The organism is Cohnella hongkongensis (genome assembly GCF_042654645.1).
GTDB lineage: Bacteria > Bacillota > Bacilli > Paenibacillales > Paenibacillaceae > Cohnella > Cohnella hongkongensis.
In genome coordinates this window covers 371,947-387,087 of record NZ_JBHSEP010000001.1, presented here as the reverse complement: position 1 = coordinate 387,087, position 15,141 = coordinate 371,947, and the positions used below count along the sequence as shown (strand labels likewise).

Annotated in this window: 15 protein-coding genes; 3 read left to right on the top strand and 12 right to left on the bottom strand. The window is 58.9% G+C overall.

From position 1 onward, the window contains the following. Window positions 1-31: 31 nt before the first annotated feature. Together ACFO3S_RS01740 and ACFO3S_RS01735 are read right to left on the bottom strand one after the other, a co-directional pair. Window positions 32-748, bottom strand: coding sequence for a glycosyltransferase (locus tag ACFO3S_RS01740; RefSeq protein WP_378091584.1), 717 nt, complete (start codon window positions 746-748; stop codon window positions 32-34). Between the two features lie 293 nt (window positions 749-1,041). Next, a complete protein-coding gene (locus ACFO3S_RS01735; RefSeq protein WP_378091582.1) occupies window positions 1,042-2,010 on the bottom strand; it encodes a ketoacyl-ACP synthase III in 969 nt (322 codons plus the stop codon). A gap of 196 nt (window positions 2,011-2,206) precedes the next feature. Here ACFO3S_RS01735 and ACFO3S_RS01730 point away from each other — a divergent pair, with 196 nt between their 5' ends. After that, entirely contained in the window at window positions 2,207-2,833 is a 627-nt protein-coding gene (locus ACFO3S_RS01730) for a YhcN/YlaJ family sporulation lipoprotein (RefSeq protein ID WP_378091580.1), read from the top strand. A gap of 126 nt (window positions 2,834-2,959) precedes the next feature. Here ACFO3S_RS01730 and ACFO3S_RS01725 read toward each other — a convergent pair whose 3' ends face one another. From ACFO3S_RS01725 to ACFO3S_RS01695, 7 genes are all read right to left on the bottom strand, one after another. After that, window positions 2,960-4,612, bottom strand: a complete 1,653-nt coding sequence (locus ACFO3S_RS01725; protein ID WP_378091578.1) for a b(o/a)3-type cytochrome-c oxidase subunit 1 — start codon at window positions 4,610-4,612, stop codon at window positions 2,960-2,962. Window positions 4,613-4,625: 13 nt separating this feature from the next. Beyond that, entirely contained in the window at window positions 4,626-5,096 is a 471-nt protein-coding gene (locus ACFO3S_RS01720) for a cytochrome c oxidase subunit II (RefSeq protein WP_378091576.1), read from the bottom strand. 18 nt (window positions 5,097-5,114) lie between these two features. Further along, window positions 5,115-5,276, bottom strand: coding sequence for a cytochrome c oxidase subunit 2A (locus ACFO3S_RS01715; RefSeq protein ID WP_378091574.1), 162 nt, complete (start codon window positions 5,274-5,276; stop codon window positions 5,115-5,117). A 187-nt stretch (window positions 5,277-5,463) separates the two neighbouring features. Further along, window positions 5,464-5,856, bottom strand: coding sequence for a cupredoxin domain-containing protein (locus tag ACFO3S_RS01710; protein WP_378091572.1), 393 nt, complete (start codon window positions 5,854-5,856; stop codon window positions 5,464-5,466). A gap of 114 nt (window positions 5,857-5,970) precedes the next feature. Beyond that, window positions 5,971-6,342, bottom strand: coding sequence for a hypothetical protein (locus ACFO3S_RS01705; RefSeq protein ID WP_378091570.1), 372 nt, complete (start codon window positions 6,340-6,342; stop codon window positions 5,971-5,973). Window positions 6,343-6,539: 197 nt separating this feature from the next. Then, window positions 6,540-6,764, bottom strand: coding sequence for a helix-turn-helix domain-containing protein (locus tag ACFO3S_RS01700; protein WP_019422432.1), 225 nt, complete (start codon window positions 6,762-6,764; stop codon window positions 6,540-6,542). Between the two features lie 241 nt (window positions 6,765-7,005). Beyond that, a complete protein-coding gene (locus tag ACFO3S_RS01695) occupies window positions 7,006-8,349 on the bottom strand; it encodes a sensor histidine kinase (RefSeq protein ID WP_378091568.1) in 1,344 nt (447 codons plus the stop codon). Between the two features lie 160 nt (window positions 8,350-8,509). On the opposite strand from ACFO3S_RS01695, the gene ACFO3S_RS01690 reads away from it, so the two are divergent. Further along, window positions 8,510-9,856: a DRTGG domain-containing protein gene (locus ACFO3S_RS01690; RefSeq protein WP_378091566.1), complete on the top strand. Its 1,347-nt coding sequence runs from the start codon at window positions 8,510-8,512 to the stop codon at window positions 9,854-9,856. A 3-nt stretch (window positions 9,857-9,859) separates the two neighbouring features. On the opposite strand, the gene ACFO3S_RS01685 is transcribed toward ACFO3S_RS01690, so the two are convergent. The 3 genes from ACFO3S_RS01685 to ACFO3S_RS01675 form a co-directional block, all read right to left on the bottom strand. After that, entirely contained in the window at window positions 9,860-10,162 is a 303-nt protein-coding gene (locus ACFO3S_RS01685) for a YtpI family protein (RefSeq protein ID WP_378091564.1), read from the bottom strand. Window positions 10,163-10,483: 321 nt separating this feature from the next. Beyond that, window positions 10,484-10,984, bottom strand: a complete 501-nt coding sequence (locus tag ACFO3S_RS01680) for a hypothetical protein (protein ID WP_378091562.1) — start codon at window positions 10,982-10,984, stop codon at window positions 10,484-10,486. 9 nt (window positions 10,985-10,993) lie between these two features. Beyond that, entirely contained in the window at window positions 10,994-11,320 is a 327-nt protein-coding gene (locus tag ACFO3S_RS01675; RefSeq protein ID WP_094050316.1) for a YtrH family sporulation protein, read from the bottom strand. A 171-nt stretch (window positions 11,321-11,491) separates the two neighbouring features. Here ACFO3S_RS01675 and ACFO3S_RS01670 point away from each other — a divergent pair, with 171 nt between their 5' ends. Continuing rightward, on the top strand, window positions 11,492-15,124 hold the full coding sequence (locus tag ACFO3S_RS01670) for a DNA polymerase III subunit alpha (RefSeq protein WP_378091560.1): 3,633 nt from the start codon (window positions 11,492-11,494) through the stop codon (window positions 15,122-15,124). Window positions 15,125-15,141 lie beyond the last annotated feature (17 nt).

Genomic DNA, 15,141 nt, shown 5'->3' with positions numbered 1-15,141 from the left:
CGGTCCAGCGTCATCTCGACTGGCCCCCGATTTAGAGCACGCTTAGCAAGCTGTGCAGCTGAGGCGCGTATTGGTCGCGTACCCGATTGAACTCGTAGTCGACGGCGGCTTTTTTCTGCACGGAGCCCATCCCGTCATGCCATCGGTAGAGCGTCAGCACTTCGTTGATAAAGTAGAAGTCGATTCTGGCCAGATGGACTCTGAGCCAGTATTCGTAGTCCTGCGTACAGGAAAGCGCCTCGTTGAAATAACCGATTCGTTCGGGAACGGAACGGTGCATCATGACGGTCGAGCCGTTAATCGGACAGAAGGTGAACAAAGCTTCGATCAGCTTCCGGAGGCTGGGGAACTTGACGGCGAGCGCGGTCATCGTAATGTCGTTGTTGGCGTTGATCAGATGGAAGTCGGTGCAGCTGATCGGAGCCTGATGCCCTTCCATGAAGGAAACCTGCCGGGCAATCTTGTGCGGATACATGAGATCGTCCGAGCTGAGCCAGGCGAAGTACTTGCCGGTTGCGATGCGCAGTCCGTAGTTCAGCGCGCTGGCGGTGCCTCCGTTGGCTTTGCCGACATAGCGGATCCGGGCGCGGAACGGGTCCAGCTTATGCTGGTGGAGCGTCGAGCCGTCGTCGACGACGATAATCTCGATGTTGGGATACGTCTGATTCAGCACGCTCGCAACCGATTGGTCGATGAAGGGGCAGTTGTAAAAAGGGATAATGACGCTAACCAGAGGGAAATTCGTCATGGCAACCTCCATCTTCAATACGAAATAGCAAAACGGATGCTCTATCGTATGTGGACAGGGCGTTAGCCGCCACGACGCTTGAACCGTATCGTTCGCCTGTTTTTCGGCGCCTGTCCGAGCGGATGAACAGTCGCTGCGGGATGGCAGACGAAGAACGATGAAGCGGCAAAGCCGTCGAAGCTGGGAGCTGCGGGGGGAGAAAGACGGTCGTTCTGCAGAAATCGGGTGGGGTCGGCGCACGACTTAATAAGCAAGGCAAGCGGAGGCGGACGGGGCGTCCGCCTCCGCTTGCGTCAAATCGTCCATCGGAGCAGCAGGCCCGACTGGGTAAGGCCGGAACCGAAGCCGTACAGAGCGACGAGCTGCTCCGGCCGGAGACGTCCTTCCTTGTAGGCCGCGTCAAGAGCGAGCGGAATCGTCGCAGCCGAAGTGTTGCCGTACTTGACGACGCTCTGCAGCGCTTTGTCCGACGGAAGGCCCAGCCTCTCGCATATGGCTTCGATCATGCGCAGATTGGCGCTGTGAGGCACGAACCAGTCCAAGGCCTCGAGAGCGAGACCGGCCTGGCCGACAAGCGCTCGCACGCCGTCGGGGACGGTCGACAGCGCCCACTTGTACACTTCCCTGCCGTTCTGGACGATGCTCCCGTTCGGAAGACAGTACACCTGCATTCCGCCCGAGCCGTCCGTGACGGCGTTCGCGGCAAGCATAGCGCCGGGGTCTCTCGCCTCTACGAGAGCGGCGCCCGCGCCGTCGCCGAACAGAATGCACGTGGAACGGTCCGAGTAGTCGGTTATCTTCGTCAGCGTCTCCGCTCCGATAACAAGGACGGAACGGTAAGCGCCGCTAAGGATCATTCCGTTCGCCATCTGCAGGGCGGTGACGAAGCCGGCGCAGGCGGCGCTAAGATCGACCGCGAAGCATCTGTGCGCGCCGATGGCGTGCTGAACTTTGGACGCCACCGACGGAAAAGCCATATCCGGCGACGTCGTGGCTACGATGATGCCGTCGATCCGCGCGGCATCGACGGCGGGGAAACGGCTGAGCAGATCGCGGACGGCCGCAATGGCCAGATCGCTCGTCGTTTGATCCGCCGCAGCCCGGCGCCTCTGCTCGATGCCGGTTCTTCTGACGATCCATTCATGATCGGTGTCGACCATCTTCTCCAAATCGGAATTCGTCACGATTCCGTCCGGGACATAGCTGCCGATCGCCGCTAGATGAGCTCGCGATTGAAAGGCGGATTCCGCTGAAGCAGGCATAAGATTCCTCCGCTCGTCGTGATTCGCATCACGAAGTTTAGTATTAAGTGTTAGTACCTGGTATTAATAGTGACATCATACTGCCGATAGCCGGAGTTGTCAAGATTTGCTCTCGATCGCATAAATGCGCAGCGCGGGAAGCATCCTAGAGGGGAGAGAAAGTCAAGCAACGAATCCAAAAGGAGGCTATCTGATCGTGAGAAAAGCCGTTATCCTCTCGACGGCGGCGGTGTTGTTATCATCTGCAATCGCGCTGTCGGGATGCATGAACAAAACCGGAGATTTGGGGAACAAAAACATTCGGAACAATGCCGCTCGGCAAAATAACGCCGCCCGGGGAGGAGCTAACGAATACGGCATGCGGCCCCAGGCCCGGCGCTTCGCGGAAGACGCCGCCAACGAGCAAAACCGCCTCAACGGCAACCAGCGGATCGACAACAACGTGGTCGGCATGCACGGCAACACACGCATGGAGGCGAGCGACCGAATCGCCAATAAAATTTCGGCGATGCCCGGCATCGGCGCGGCCTATGTGATGCTGACCGACCGCAATGCTTACGTTGCCGTAGTGGAGGACGACCGAGCGAACACCGGCCACACGTCGCTGACCGACGAGGTGAAGGATAAAATCGCCAACCAGGTCAAGGCGCTGTCCCCATCGGTGGAGAACGTGTACGTATCCGCCAATCCCGACTTTATCGGCCGGATGGAAGGGTACGCCAACGACGTCAGAGCCGGACATCCGATTCAAGGCTTCATTACCGAGTTCAACGCTCTCGTCGAGAGAATTTTTCCGGAGCGATCCGGCACGCAGACTCGATAAATTCCGCAGCACCGGCTATGCCCGGTCTGCGGGCGAAGCCGAACCGGTCGAACAACAGCAACAAGCCCGTGCTCGAACTCGCCAGGAATGGCGAGCGCAAGCACGGGCTTGTTGGCGAATAGAGAACTACCAGGTGACGTATCCGGGCGATCCCGCCGCCGGGTTCTGGATCTGATCGATGATCGGAATCGTATAGGCGATCACGATCAAAATGACGGTGAGCGCAATCCAGAGCTTCCAATTCTCCAGGAAGCGCGGAGTCGGCTCCGACGCGTCCGACACTTCGCCGATCGGGTACTCCGTCCGACCTTTGGGAGCCCGCATCAGCGCGACGAGATTGTAGATGATCAGCAGCAGGGCGATGAACAGGATGACCCCTCCGACAGCCATCGCCACGTGATACGGCATCCACAGGATGGCGTCCGGATGATCGTCGTACGTATTAAACGCGGTGCGTCTGGGCGAGCCCAGCAAGCCGACCGTATGCATCGAGCCGGACATAAAGAACATGCCGACGCACCAAACGATCGTCTGAACGATGCCGAGCCGGTTAATTCGCGGCGTCAGCTCCCGGCCGGTCACGACCGGGATGAGCCAGTACACGATGCCGAAGAACGTAAGCGCGACGCTTGTCGCCACGGTCAGATGGAAGTGCCCGGTCACCCACAGCGTGTTGTGAACGACGGCGTTCATCTGGTTGCTCGCATTGATCAGCCCGCCCGCTCCGGCCGGAATGAAGATCAGCATGCCCATGAACGGCGCGAAGAAGCGAACGTCTTTCCACGGGAGCGCTTTTACCCAGCCGAACAGCCCTTTCGTGCCTTTGGATCTCCCGTTCAGCTCGAACGTCGCGAACAGAGAGAACGCGGTCATCAGCGAAGGGATGACGACCATGAACGTCAGCACGACCTGGAGATATTTCCAGAAGTGGCTGATCCCCGGCTCCATGAGCTGGTGGTGGAAGCCGACCGGAATCGAGAACAGCAGGAACAGGACGAACGACATCCGGGCGAGCGCGTCGCTGAAGATTTTCCCGCCGATAATTTTCGGAATGACGACGTACCAGCAGATATAGGCCGGCAGCAGCCAGAAATAGACGAGCGGATGGCCGAAAAACCAGAACAGCGTTCTGCTCAGCACGACGTTGATCGTCTCCACCCAGCCGAACGACCAAGGGATGAGCTGTACGACTACCTCGATCGCCACGCCGATCGTCGCGATCTGCCAGAGCAGCATCGTAATGACGGACATAAAGGCGAACAGCGGCGACAGCTTCCCTTTATTCGATTTTCTCCACTGGACATATTGATAGAAAATGCCGAACCCGCTCAGCCAACTGCCGATGACGACAAGCGCGAGCGCGATATAGAACCACGGAGAGGCCTTCATCGGCGCGTAGAACGTGTAAAGGACGCTGGCCTTGCCCAGCAGAATGACGACGACGCCGATCAGCGTGCCGACGGACATGAGCAGATAACCGATCCAGCCCAGCTTTCTCGTCAGCGGCAGAAGCCTTCCTCCCAAAGTTTGGGACACGCCGGAATAAAGAAATCCGACTATAAAATAGGTTGTAAAAATGAGCGCCATCAGCACGCCGTGAGCCGTCAGCAGCTCATAGTAGCCGATGTTGGCCGGAAGGGTGATCGTGCCGCCCTTCACCATCCCCTGCAGCATGCCCGCGATGCCGCCGAGCAGCAGCGCCGCGAAAGCGAACAGGACGTGGGCGATCACCAGCCGGCCGTCCTTGCGGTCGAATGTCGAAAGATTGGATTCACTCATCGGACACGGCCTCCTATTTCACCACGAGGGTGGTTTTCATCATTTCGTGGGCGATCCCGCAATACTCGTTGCAGAGAATCAAATATTCTCCGGGTTTGTCGAACGTATGGGAGACGTGGCTGATTTCTCCTGGCGTCACCATGACGTTGACGTTCGTTCCGGGAATCGCGAAGCCGTGCACGACGTCCGACGACGTAATCTCGAAGTGGACGGTCGCTCCGGCCGGAACCTCCAGCGGAATCGGATCGTAGCCGAAGGCATAGGCGACCATAACCGCTTTGTAGACATTGTCCCCGATCTGGGTGAGCTGAGGCTTGTCGAACGGCGGAGTCTCGCTCACCTTCGCCGGATCGATGCGGTGAATATGCTCGTTAGGCGGAGCAATGCCCTTCCCGAAGGTCATAATCCCCAGCACGAGCAAAAATACGGCCAACATGGACACCCCGACGGTCAGCCATATTTTCTCCAGACGATGCATATGCATATTGATTTCTTCCCCCTTCTAGTGGCGTGAGACGAATAAAATGAATACCCCGATCCAAGACAAAGCCAGGAACGCTCCCAGCAGCATGACGGAGGCGAAAGCTCCCTTGAGCGGCTGTTCCCTCGTCTCCGGCTGCGTATAGCCTTCGTCCGGCTTCGACACCGTTCGATCGTCGCGCATCTCGATTCCTCCTGAATTCAAGTTGTTTTCATTGTAAGGACTTCCAGCAGTCCCGACTGTGACAATTGTCACGGGAAACCCGGCGATTGTGGACGATTTGTTACACCGTTTTCATGCGCAGTAAAAAGAGCCGATCCCTGCAATCGCGACTTCCGATTGCTTGCCGGATCGGCTCCCGAACGGGAATCTATTGAACGATCAGCTTGCTCAGCATGTCGTCATGGCCCTTGCCGCAGAAGATCGAACATACGATTTTGAACTCTCCGGCTTTGTCGGCGACGAACTTCACCGTGGCATTGCCCTTGACTTCCTTCTCGTAGCCCTCGATCAACAAGGCGTGGTTGCCTTGGCTGTTCTTCAGCGTAATGCTCACTTCGTCGCCTTGATTTACGGTGATCTCGGCCGGCTCGAACTTGAAGTTCGTGGCGTCGACCGTGAACGCCTTCGTCTCTCCGCCGGTCGAGCCGGTTTGCGTCGCAACCGGAGACGAGCCGGATTCCTTCTTGTCGCCCCCTCCGCAGCCGGACGCGACCAGCATCGCGGCGAGCATCAGCGCGCTTAAAGACACCCATTTTTTCATGTCGTATTGCTCCCTTCAACGGTATCGTCTCGTTTACATGCCCATCATAATACCGGAAGGGTGAAGCCGAATGTGATTTGCGTCACAGCGTAACAATATTGACACAACCGCTCCTTAGAGCCTCCGATATCCTTCCGGCAGGCTTCCGCTGTCCCGGATCGCCCGGATTTGAGCCAGCGTCAGGCGTTGATTCGTCGAGATGAGCGACTCCGCGTCGTTGTCGCCGATAATATCGTCCAGATCGGAAATGTTCCTGTTCCCGCGGAACACCCGGAACGTGCCTCTGAAATTCGTGCGGGAGAAGAGAACGAGCGTCGCATTGCCGCTCGTCGAGAAAAACCTCAGACTTTCAATTCCTCCCAGCCGAGCGTCCAGATTCGCAATGCCCAGATTTCCCCGGTAGATTGCGCTGCGGCCTTGAAAATTCTCTTCCGAGTAGACGGTTAGTCTCGGATAGGTTTGCAAGGAGTTAACTCTGTTCGCCATAGCCATCACCTCCTTCTCCTCCACCAATATATGGAGAAGAGCGGGATACGCCTGTACGATTGGACTTGTCGGTTGGCGGATAAGGAAATCTTCATTCGGCGACAAAATCAGAGAGCCTCCCTCTCCGCTCCATCTCGGAAACGAAGAAGAAGGCCCGCGCCGTAAAGTCGGCGGAGAAGAATCGTGCACCTGCTGCTTTAAATCTTTAACTCCCCGAGCTTAATAAGCTCGACAACCGCTTGCGAACGACCTTTGACATTCAGCTTCTGCATAACGTTCGAGATATGGTTTCGGACCGTTTTCTCGCTTATAAACAACTGCTGTGCAATGTCGCGGGTCGTCTTATCCTGTACCAGCAGTTCAAAGACTTCGCGTTCCCGATTGGTGAGTAGGAATTTGCTTTTATGGTCGCTGCCCTTCAACGTTTGTCACCCCTCCTTGCCCGGGAATGTTGTGAATACAAGGTATAGGGATACAGTCAACTTTATCATATGAAAGGGGTTTTCCTCTGGTGCGGAGACGGGGCAAAATGGGCTCTGGAAATCTCTTTCAGCGGCAAGACGGATCACCAAAGGAAGCTTCGGCTGGATCGGATGAGGCGGCGCGATGCCGCAGCGGCGCCGAAGCCGGAGGCGGGCTCCCTCGCCCGGCTCCTGCTCCCGCTCAGGCTTTGCGGGGAAGCCGGACCCGAACGATCGTCGTTCCGTCGTCCGGGCAGAAGTGGATACTCAGCGTTCCCTGATAGAACCGGACCCGCTCCTGGACGATGGCCAGTCCGAGTCCGGAGTGGCCGACCGTTTTGGTCGTGTAGCCGGGCTTGGTCATCAGACTCAGCTCCTTGTCGGACAATGCCCGTCCCCGGTTGCTGACCTCCAGCACGAGCGTTTCGCCCTCGCTGCGGATTTCCAGCTTCACGTCTCGGCTGCCGTGCGGAAGCATCTCGCTTTCCTCGAAGGCGTTGTCGACCAGATTGCCCATAATTTTGACGAAATCCATCATTCTAATCGACGACTCGATGTCGGCATTCGCCGGAATGTCGCATATAAACGGAATTTCCTTCGTTCGCGCCTGCTCCGTCTTCCCGATGACGAAGGCGGCCAGAACGGGAGAGGCGTAGGCGACGGCCGGAGCGACGGCCCGAGCTTCCTCCGTCAAGTCCTTCATATAGCTTCTAAGCTGTTCGATTTTGTTCATCTGCAGCAGGGAGGAGATCACCTGCAGATGATTCAGGAAGTCGTGCCGGTGGCCGCGGATGACGGTGAACATCTGCCCGATCTCTTCCGCGTAGACGTCCCGCGTCTGCGTAATCGCGTCCTCTCGAATGCGAACGACCAGGCGCAGCATATAGAAGATCGCGCAGAAGGTCAGCAGAACGAGCGCGTAAATCGTCCAATTGTAGAATGAAGCGGGAAAGCCTTGTTCTCCGTATTCCATGCCGATCGAGAACAGCATGCCGAGAGCCAAGAGCTGGACGATCGTCAGCAGCAGCACTTCTTTCATTCGGGATTGTTGGATATCCAATAAATATTGATATAATCGATGGAGGAAAGGGAAGCTTCTCTTCTCCAAATAGACCGCAAGCAGTCCGAGCGCGGCTCCGAGCGGGACGTATACCGATTGAAGCGCGAGCGGATAATCGACGATCACGCTCTTGCGGTCGATCAGCCCGTACAGAAACTGGATCAGCATCCCTCCGATCATATCCGTCAGGAGGCTGAGCAAGGTATAAGCCACAAAAAGGATCAACACGCTTCTGAACCCGAGCTTCCTGAACAGGGCGTACAGGATGGCCAGCGCCAGGACAGTCGAGTTCAGGGCATGAACAGGAGCGGAAACAAACCAGTAGTCGAGTTCGACGATGCCCGAGCTTGCGACGGAGAACAGGGCCAGCTTGCCGGCATGGCGCTTCGTCGGTCCGAGTCCCGCCGCCGCGAAAACCAGCCAGATGCGGACTAGCGTCTGGGGGATGGACAGACCGATGACGAGCTGGATGTATTGTTGCAGCATATCGGCAGAAAATCCTCCTTGTGACTGTCGAACAAAGTCGATTTCGGTCGAATTAGAACAGGTATGACCATTTTACTACTTTACGGCCAATTGGCAAGCTATGGAAGCGATCTCTTCCGAATTAAATATTCTATTCACACTGGGCAGGAGGGAGAAGGGAATGTCTGGAGGCGATAACCATCCGAACGAGCTGACGAAGCATGAACAGCTTCTTCAGTATATTCGCGAGCTGCCGATCGGCACGAAGGTTCCCGTTCGCAAGATCGCCAAGGAACGGGGGGTATCCGAGGGGACCGCTTATCGGGCGCTGAAGGAGGCCGAACAGCTCGGACTCGTCAGCACGAAGGCGCGGATCGGCACCGTTCGCGTGGACAAGAAGAAGCGCGGGCATCCCGAGCAGCTAACGTTCTCGGAGGTGCTGGAGATCGTTCAGGGCAGCCTGCTGGGCGGCGAGGAGGGCTTGGACAAGACGCTGCATAAATTCGTCATCGGCGCCATGGAGATCGACGAGATGTCCGGCTACATCGACGCCGGCAGCCTGCTGATCGTCGGCAACCGGGAGAACGCGCATCGGATCGCCCTGCAGCAGGGCGCCGGCGTTCTGGTGACCGGCGGGTTCGGAACGAGCGAGGAAGTGAGAAGGCTGGCCAACGAGAGGAGGCTGCCGATTCTGACATGCCGGCACGATACGTTTACCGTCGCTTCGATGATCAACCGGGCGATGTACGATCAGCTGATCAAGCGCAAAATTATGATCATCGCCGATCTGCTGGAGCCTTCCGCCCGAAGCGGAACGCTGAAGCAGTCGTCCACCGTCGCCGACTTCGTCAAGCTGAGCGAGCAGACGGGAAGCAGCCGGTTTCCCGTGACGGACGAGTGGAATCGCGTAGTCGGCATGATCACGTTCAAGGACGTGTCGGGATCGCCGACGAACCAGACGCTCGACAAGCTGATGACGAGAAGGCCGATGACGGTGACGCTGAACACGCCGGTCGCGTCGGCCGCCCACCGCATGGTGTCGGAAGGCATTGAGCTGCTGCCGGTCGTCGACAGGCAGAGGAAGCTGGTCGGCGCAATCAATCGGGGAGAGGTGCTTCGCGCGATGCAGTTCGCGAATCGTCCGGCCCATCTGGGCGAGACGTTCGACTCGCTCATGTGGGGCGGCTTCTCGGAGCAGCGGGACGCGGAGAACCGGCCTCAGTATACCGGCCTGGTTACGCCGCAGATGTCCGGACCGCTCGGGACGATCTCCGAAGGGGTGCTCACGTCGCTCATGCAGCAGGCGGCCAGCCGGGCCGTGGAAGAGCTGAGAAGAAGAGAGCATGTGCTGGACAATATGACGACGTACTTCCTGCGGACTGTGCCGGTGATGGACTCGAGCATCTCGATCATTCCCCAGATCATCGAAGCAAGCAGAAGGTACGTGAAGGTGGAGGTTCAGGCGATCATGGACGGCGAGGTCGTCGCCAAAGCGATGCTGACCGCCCAGACGATCGACCCGGCATAGGAGTTACGGCTGACGCATCAGCCGGACGAAATGAGCGTGGTTGCGCAGGCCGGCGAACAGGTTGAACAAGCCGAGCAGAAGGAACACCGCGCCGACCACGACTCGGACGGAAGAGCCCGGGAAGATGAACATCTGGATGATGGCGATGAAGATCAGCATCAATCCCATGCTGATGTTCATTCGCGACGCGTACAAGCCGCGAAGCTTTCCGTCGCGCGTCCGGCGGGAACGGATGCTGTACAGCGCGGAGAAGAAGACAGAGACGACAACCAGTATTCCGAAGATCCATTGCAGCACGGTGACCATGTCGAAGAAAGCAGCTCCTTTTTAAGTGATTCAGAGAGTATAAATTTCGCTATCCTTTTCTGAATCACCTCTGACATAACGTTATCTCGCCGGTCCCAAGGACGGCGTAAGCCGTTTATGCTTGGTGATTCAGAAAGTATAAAATACGCTATCCTTCTCTGAATCCCCTCCGACAAAAACGCAATTCTGCGTCTAGAGGACGCCGAAGGCGTTTTGGCTTGCGTTGCGATACCTGAGACCTCAATATTGTACCACAAGTAAAAACGACTGCGTCGTCCTGCAGAAACAAAGCCTGTCGTTTTTATCGAGGATCATACACAATTACTTGCTGATCAGATGCTTCTTGGCTTCCACCCATACTTGCAGCACGCCGTCTACGACCAGCATCGTCCGTATCGTCACGTCGTAGTCCTGGCCCTCGATCTGATCGTACACCTTCGTGTTGAGCAGCCTTCTCGCGAAGGTGGAGTCGGTGTTGATCATATAGATGCTTCGGCCGATGAAGATGTCCAGGTCGTCCTTCAACCGCCTCTTCAGCTCTTTCTCCGTCAGGATGTCGATCGCCTCCGCCTCGTTCTGCTCGTGAACGAAAATGGTGACGATGCTCCGGATGACGTTTTCCTTCCGCACCTGATGGGCCATTTCCAAATCTTTTTTTAACGAATCGACTTGATCCTTGAGCTCGTAGTTTTGCAGAATGATCTGATCGACGATATTGTTTTTCAGCGCGCTGTAGACGGCGCTTCCGACGATCATTCCGCATACGAAGAAGGCCGTCACCTGCATGAACTTCTGAAACCGGTCGAAGGAAGGGACACGCATGACCGCATGTCACCCCCCGTTATTGTGCAGCCATTGGATAAGCTCGACGCCCATGTGCGCGCCGAGGAAAGCGAACAGAATATAGCCGATCTGCTGCATGGCGGGAGAGAGATAGCCGACCAGCACGTGCGACTCGATGACCCGGATCGGATCGATCGTGCCTCCCACTGCGGCAACGAGCGCCCAGATTTTTAGATTGCTGGCCACCTGCAGCATCTTTTCCTTGGGCGGAGTGAACAGGAATACCGACCCCATTCCCGCCAGCAGAGCCCCTCCAAGCACGACGCCGAACGCGATGAAGAAGCTGAAAGCCGCTTTCGTGAAAAACTCGTCCATGTCCATCCCCCTAAGCGCGTTCGCCTGCCGGCGTTCGCGGATGTTTCTTCTCTATCATATCTATGGGACTGGCCCGCGCGCTTATGATACAATAATAAGCAAGAAAGCTCGAACGTGTGTTTGGAAGAGAGCGGCTGGAACAAGAGCGGCTTCGGAAAAGAGGGGGATCTCATGTGCGACTTCGTTCACCTTCACGTTCATAGCGAATACAGTCTGCTGGACGGAGCGGCCCGGATCAAGGAGATGGCGGCCAAGGCGGAGGAGCTCGGCATGACCTCGCTGGCCCTGACGGATCACGGCGTCATGTACGGAGCCGTTCCTTTCTATAAAGCGTGCCGGGAGCGGGGCATTAAGCCGATCATCGGCATGGAGGCCTACATCACGGCCGGCTCCAGACGGGACAAGCAGTCTCGCAAGGAGCAGCCGATCTATCACTTGACTTTGCTGGCGAAGAACGAGACCGGCTACCGCAATTTGATGAAGCTGACGACGATCGGACATTTGGAGGGGTTCTATTACCGGCCTCGCATCGATTTCGAGGCGTTGTCCGCTCACGCCGAAGGGCTGATCTGCCTGAGCGGCTGCATGAGCAGCGAGCTGTCCAAGCGGCTGGAGCAGGACGACTACGAAGGCGCGAAGGAGCTCGCGCTTCGCTACCGCGAGCTGTTCGGCGACGATTATTATTTGGAGATTCAGGATCACGGCCTGCTCGAGCAGAAGAAAATGACGGCGGGAACGATCCGGCTGTCGGAGGAGCTGGGCATTCCGCTGGCCGCGACCAACGATTCGCACTATATCGGCGAGGAGGACCATTCCCTGCAGGACGTGCTGATGTGCATCGGCACGGGCAAGACGATGGACGATCCCGAGCGGTTCAAGATCGCCACGGACCAGCTGTATCTGAAGAGCGGAGAAGAGATGTCGGCGCTGTTCCGGCATGTGCCTGAGGCGATCGCCAATACGGTCCGAATCGCCGAGAGCTGCACGCTCGAGCTCGAATTCGGACGCCATATATTGCCGGAATTCTCCCCGCTGCCGGAAGGCAAGACGGCCGCCCGGTACTTGGCGGAGCTGTGCCGGAGCGGCTTGCGGACGCGGTACGAGGGGACGCCCGAATGGGCGGACCCCGCCTTCCGGGCGTCCGCGGAAGAGCGGCTCAGCTACGAGCTGAACGTCATCGGGACTATGGGGTTTAACGATTATTTTCTGATCGTGTGGGACTTCATCCGCTTCGCGCACGAGAACGGCATCGTCACCGGGCCGGGACGGGGGTCGGCGGCAGGCAGCCTCGTCGCGTACGTCCTGAAGATTACCGACGTCGATCCGCTGAAATACAAGCTGTTGTTCGAACGGTTCCTGAACCCCGAGCGCGTGACGATGCCGGACATCGACATCGACTTCAGCGACGAGCGGCGCGACGAGGTCATTCGTTACGTCGTCCGCAAGTACGGGGCGGAGCACGTCGCGCAGATTATTACGTTCGGGACGCTGGCTGCGCGTGCGGCGGTTCGGGACGTCGGCCGGGTGATGAATCTGCCGTACGGAGACGTCGACAAGGCGGCCAAGCTCATTCCCGGCCTGCCGGGAATGTCGATCGAGCGGGCGATGCGGGACAGTCCGGAGTTCAAAGCGCTGGCCGAAGGGGGCGGGGACGCGAGCCGGCTGATCGCGATGGCGCGCCGGGTGGAAGGCATGCCGCGTCACGCCTCCACGCATGCGGCCGGCGTCGTCATCTCCTCCGATCCGCTGACCGATTACGTGCCCTTGCAGGAGGGCACGGACGGCGTGCCGCTCACGCAGTACTCGATGGAGCACCTCGAGGCGGTCGGGCTGCTGAAGATGGACTTTCTCGGGCTTCGCACGCTGTCGATCATCGAGAGAACGCTCGCTTCCATCCGCGAGCAGACCGGTCGGGAGCTGCTCTGGGAGGAGGTGTCCTACGGCGATTCCGCGACTTACGAGCTGATGGGACGCGGAGAGACGACCGGCATCTTCCAGCTCGAGTCCGCGGGCATGCGCCGGGTGCTGAAGGAGCTGAAGCCGTCCTCGTTCGAGGACATCGTCTCCGCTGTCGCGCTGTACCGGCCCGGCCCGATGGAATTTATTCCGCAGTTTATTCGCGCCAAGCACGGCTTGGTGGAGGTCGAGTATCCGCATCCCAGCCTGAAGGAGATTCTCGCCGATACGTACGGCATTATCGTCTACCAGGAACAGATCATGCAGATCGCTTCCGCGATGGCCGGATTTACGCTGGGCCAGGCGGATCTGCTGCGGCGCGCCGTCGGCAAAAAAAAGCGCGAGGTGCTGGACGAGCAGCGGAAGCACTTCGTCGCGGGCAGTCTGAGGATGGGCTACGGCGAGCGGGAGGCGAACGGCGTCTACGACCTGATCGTCCGCTTCGCCGATTACGGCTTCTGCCGGGCGCATGCGGCCGCCTACGCGGTGCTCGCTTTCCAGACGGCTTATCTGAAAGCCCACTATCCGGTTGCCTTTATGGCTTCGATGCTGACGGCCGTCGTCGGCAACCAGCGCAAGACGGCGGAATACGTCGACGAGTGCCGGAGAATGGGCATCTCGGTGCTCAAGCCCGACGTAAACGAGAGCGGCGTGCTGTTCACGCCGGTTTCCAGCGGCGAAGGAGGCGCGATCCGGTTCGGGCTCGCGGGCGTAAAAAACGTCGGCACGCAGGCGATCGAGAGCATTTTGCGGGAGCGGGGCGAGCGGCCGTTCGAGAGCTTGAGCGACTTCTGCCGCCGGGTCGACCCGAGGACGTGCAACAAGCGGGTGATCGAGTCGCTCGTGCAGGCGGGGGCGCTCGAGTCGATGCCGGGGCACCGCGCCCAGCAGCTTGCCGCGCTCGAGCCGACGGTCGCCGCCGCGGCGCTCTGGCGCAAGGAACGGGAGGAGCTGCAGATCGAGCTGTTCGACTTCGAAGAGACTCCGAACTGGAACGTGGAGCTGCCTTCCGTGACGCCCTATTCGCAGGCGCAAATGCTGGAGCTGGAGCGGGAATTGATGGGGCTCTACCTGTCGGGTCATCCGCTCGACGCCTTCGAAGAGCGGATGGCGGAGCTGAAGGTCGAACGGCTGATCGACATCGCCGAGCTTCCGGACGGCGAGACGACGTTCACCGCCGGCATGATCGTCTCGCTGAAGCCGTTCGTCACGCGCAAAGGACAGGCGATGGCGTTTCTGGAGATCGAGGACCGGATTATGGGGACGGAGCTGGTCGCGTTCCCGTCCGCATGGGCCAAGGCGTCCGCCTTCGTCCGGAAAGGCTCGCTCGTCTTCGTGAGGGCGAAGGTTCAGCACGGCGACGAGGACTACAAGCTGCTGGCAGACGACATTCTGCCGCTGGACGCCCCGGACTTGCCGGCGCAGGCCGAGCGGCTTCGCCGGCTCTCCCGGCGCTTCGAAGGGGCCAGGGGCGGCGGCAGGCCGGCTTCGCCGGGGGCGGCCGGCAGAGCGCCGGCGGGAACGGCCGGCACCGAGGCGGCGGTCCGGAACGCGCCCCAGCCCGCGGCCGTTCGGCGCGCGCCGCCGCCGCGCGCCGAAGGGCTGCCCGCAGACGCTGCGAAACCGCGCGTCTATATTCTGATCGACGCCGATCACGAGAAGCCGGCGACGCTAATCCGGCTCAAGCTGCTGCTCAAGTCGCATCGCGGCGCTCTGCCGACGATCCTCCGCTACGAGAAGGACCGCCGCACCGTCGCGCTGAGCGACGAATACAACGTCGAACCTGTTCCCGAGCTTATGGCGGAGCTGGAGAAGCTTCTCGGCGAAGGGACGGTCCGCGTCAAGTGACGCCGCCGAGCGATCCA

Excerpts from the sequence above, each read along its gene's own strand:
- ACFO3S_RS01740 (WP_378091584.1), bottom strand. The coding sequence starts at position 748 with ATGACGAATTTCCCTCTGGTTAGCGTCATTATCCCTTTTTACAACTGC.
- ACFO3S_RS01735 (WP_378091582.1), bottom strand. The coding sequence starts at position 2,010 with ATGCCTGCTTCAGCGGAATCCGCCTTTCAATCGCGAGCTCATCTAGCG.
- ACFO3S_RS01725 (WP_378091578.1), bottom strand. The coding sequence starts at position 4,612 with ATGAGTGAATCCAATCTTTCGACATTCGACCGCAAGGACGGCCGGCTG.
- ACFO3S_RS01720 (WP_378091576.1), bottom strand. The coding sequence starts at position 5,096 with ATGCATATGCATCGTCTGGAGAAAATATGGCTGACCGTCGGGGTGTCC.
- ACFO3S_RS01715 (WP_378091574.1), bottom strand. The coding sequence starts at position 5,276 with ATGCGCGACGATCGAACGGTGTCGAAGCCGGACGAAGGCTATACGCAG.
- ACFO3S_RS01710 (WP_378091572.1), bottom strand. The coding sequence starts at position 5,856 with ATGAAAAAATGGGTGTCTTTAAGCGCGCTGATGCTCGCCGCGATGCTG.
- ACFO3S_RS01705 (WP_378091570.1), bottom strand. The coding sequence starts at position 6,342 with ATGGCGAACAGAGTTAACTCCTTGCAAACCTATCCGAGACTAACCGTC.
- ACFO3S_RS01695 (WP_378091568.1), bottom strand. The coding sequence starts at position 8,349 with ATGCTGCAACAATACATCCAGCTCGTCATCGGTCTGTCCATCCCCCAG.
- ACFO3S_RS01690 (WP_378091566.1), top strand. The coding sequence starts at position 8,510 with ATGTCTGGAGGCGATAACCATCCGAACGAGCTGACGAAGCATGAACAG.
- ACFO3S_RS01685 (WP_378091564.1), bottom strand. The coding sequence starts at position 10,162 with ATGGTCACCGTGCTGCAATGGATCTTCGGAATACTGGTTGTCGTCTCT.
- ACFO3S_RS01680 (WP_378091562.1), bottom strand. The coding sequence starts at position 10,984 with ATGCGTGTCCCTTCCTTCGACCGGTTTCAGAAGTTCATGCAGGTGACG.
- ACFO3S_RS01675 (WP_094050316.1), bottom strand. The coding sequence starts at position 11,320 with ATGGACGAGTTTTTCACGAAAGCGGCTTTCAGCTTCTTCATCGCGTTC.
- ACFO3S_RS01670 (WP_378091560.1), top strand. The coding sequence starts at position 11,492 with ATGTGCGACTTCGTTCACCTTCACGTTCATAGCGAATACAGTCTGCTG.